The 227-nt window shown below is 43.2% G+C and carries 1 protein-coding gene; it reads left to right on the forward strand.

Annotation, left to right across the window (positions count from 1 at the left end; genetic code table 11):
* The coding region (locus NLF92_RS13925) for a hypothetical protein (protein WP_254102874.1) at positions 1 to 227 on the forward strand (227 nt) is incomplete at both ends.

Below are 227 nucleotides of genomic sequence, written 5' to 3' on the forward strand. Positions count from 1 at the left end.
TTTTGATCACTGATCAACAAGCTAACCTTATCAACGACCTAGCGGGTCAGATTTTAGGACTATCAATTGAGCAGCAGTCAATCGTTCCCATTTACAACGATGTAGGAGGCTGGGGTGGACCCGTACCTGGAATTACTGACAGAGACAATCCGGTTCGAATAATCGAGCAAAATCGTGATAACGGCCATACTTACAATAAACTCATGGCGAACTTTTTTGTTGAGTAC

This window comes from Opacimonas viscosa (assembly GCF_024199005.1).
GTDB lineage: Bacteria > Pseudomonadota > Gammaproteobacteria > Enterobacterales > Alteromonadaceae > Opacimonas > Opacimonas viscosa.